This window comes from Pseudomonas rossensis, assembly GCF_039888995.1.
Taxonomy (GTDB): Bacteria; Pseudomonadota; Gammaproteobacteria; order Pseudomonadales; family Pseudomonadaceae; genus Aquipseudomonas; species Aquipseudomonas rossensis.
Genome location: NZ_JBBWCB010000271.1, coordinates 1 through 2,604, shown reverse-complemented (window position 1 = coordinate 2,604; position 2,604 = coordinate 1). Strand labels below are relative to the sequence as shown.

General features: G+C 52.2%; 1 rRNA gene. It reads left to right on the top strand.

Annotated elements, in window-relative coordinates:
- Positions 1 to 2,584 (top strand): 23S ribosomal RNA (locus WLY71_RS30285); the annotation flags it as partial.
- Positions 2,585 to 2,604: the final 20 nt, after the last annotated feature.

The following is a 2,604-nucleotide window of genomic DNA, read 5'->3' as shown; positions in this document are numbered from 1 at the left end:
CGGCCATAGTGGGTGATAGCCCTGTACGCGAAAATCTCTTAGTCATGAAATCGAGTAGGACGGAGCACGAGAAACTTTGTCTGAATATGGGGGGACCATCCTCCAAGGCTAAATACTACTGACTGACCGATAGTGAACTAGTACCGTGAGGGAAAGGCGAAAAGAACCCCGGAGAGGGGAGTGAAATAGATCCTGAAACCGTATGCGTACAAGCAGTGGGAGCCCACTTTGTTGGGTGACTGCGTACCTTTTGTATAATGGGTCAGCGACTTATTTTCAGTGGCGAGCTTAACCGAATAGGGGAGGCGTAGCGAAAGCGAGTCTTAATAGGGCGTCTAGTCGCTGGGAATAGACCCGAAACCGGGCGATCTATCCATGGGCAGGTTGAAGGTTGGGTAACACTAACTGGAGGACCGAACCGACTACCGTTGAAAAGTTAGCGGATGACCTGTGGATCGGAGTGAAAGGCTAATCAAGCTCGGAGATAGCTGGTTCTCCTCGAAAGCTATTTAGGTAGCGCCTCATGTATCACTGTAGGGGGTAGAGCACTGTTTCGGCTAGGGGGTCATCCCGACTTACCAAACCGATGCAAACTCCGAATACCTACAAGTGCCGAGCATGGGAGACACACGGCGGGTGCTAACGTCCGTCGTGAAAAGGGAAACAACCCAGACCGTCAGCTAAGGTCCCAAAGTTATGGTTAAGTGGGAAACGATGTGGGAAGGCTTAGACAGCTAGGAGGTTGGCTTAGAAGCAGCCACCCTTTAAAGAAAGCGTAATAGCTCACTAGTCGAGTCGGCCTGCGCGGAAGATGTAACGGGGCTCAAACCATACACCGAAGCTACGGGTATCACTTAGGTGATGCGGTAGAGGAGCGTTCTGTAAGCCTGTGAAGGTGAGTTGAGAAGCTTGCTGGAGGTATCAGAAGTGCGAATGCTGACATGAGTAACGACAATGGGTGTGAAAAACACCCACGCCGAAAGACCAAGGTTTCCTGCGCAACGTTAATCGACGCAGGGTTAGTCGGTCCCTAAGGCGAGGCTGAAAAGCGTAGTCGATGGAAAACAGGTTAATATTCCTGTACTTCTGGTTATTGCGATGGAGGGACGGAGAAGGCTAGGCCAGCTTGGCGTTGGTTGTCCAAGTTTAAGGTGGTAGGCTGGAATCTTAGGTAAATCCGGGATTCTAAGGCCGAGAGCTGATGACGAGTTACCCTCTGGGTGACGAAGTGGTTGATGCCATGCTTCCAAGAAAAGCTTCTAAGCTTCAGGTAACCAGGAACCGTACCCCAAACCGACACAGGTGGTTGGGTAGAGAATACCAAGGCGCTTGAGAGAACTCGGGTGAAGGAACTAGGCAAAATGGCACCGTAACTTCGGGAGAAGGTGCGCCGGTGAGGGTGAAGCATTTACTGCGTAAGCCCATGCCGGTCGAAGATACCAGGCCGCTGCGACTGTTTATTAAAAACACAGCACTCTGCAAACACGAAAGTGGACGTATAGGGTGTGACGCCTGCCCGGTGCCGGAAGGTTAATTGATGGGGTTAGCTAACGCGAAGCTCTTGATCGAAGCCCCGGTAAACGGCGGCCGTAACTATAACGGTCCTAAGGTAGCGAAATTCCTTGTCGGGTAAGTTCCGACCTGCACGAATGGCGTAACGATGGCGGCGCTGTCTCCACCCGAGACTCAGTGAAATTGAAATCGCTGTGAAGATGCAGTGTATCCGCGGCTAGACGGAAAGACCCCGTGAACCTTTACTATAGCTTTGCACTGGACTTTGAATTTGCTTGTGTAGGATAGGTGGGAGGCTTTGAAGCGTGGACGCCAGTTCGCGTGGAGCCAACCTTGAAATACCACCCTGGCAACTTTGAGGTTCTAACTCAGGTCCGTTATCCGGATCGAGGACAGTGTATGGTGGGTAGTTTGACTGGGGCGGTCTCCTCCTAAAGAGTAACGGAGGAGTACGAAGGTGCGCTCAGACCGGTCGGAAATCGGTCGTAGAGTATAAAGGCAAAAGCGCGCTTGACTGCGAGACAGACACGTCGAGCAGGTACGAAAGTAGGTCTTAGTGATCCGGTGGTTCTGTATGGAAGGGCCATCGCTCAACGGATAAAAGGTACTCCGGGGATAACAGGCTGATACCGCCCAAGAGTTCATATCGACGGCGGTGTTTGGCACCTCGATGTCGGCTCATCACATCCTGGGGCTGAAGCCGGTCCCAAGGGTATGGCTGTTCGCCATTTAAAGTGGTACGCGAGCTGGGTTTAGAACGTCGTGAGACAGTTCGGTCCCTATCTGCCGTGGACGTTTGAGATTTGAGAGGGGCTGCTCCTAGTACGAGAGGACCGGAGTGGACGAACCTCTGGTGTTCCGGTTGTCACGCCAGTGGCATTGCCGGGTAGCTATGTTCGGAATAGATAACCGCTGAAAGCATCTAAGCGGGAAACTAGCCTCAAGATGAGATCTCACTGGGACCTTGAGTCCCCTGAAGGGCCGTCGAAGACTACGACGTTGATAGGTTGGGTGTGTAAGCGCTGTGAGGCGTTGAGCTAACCAATACTAATTGCCCGTGAGGCTTGACCATATAACACCCAAGCAATTTGC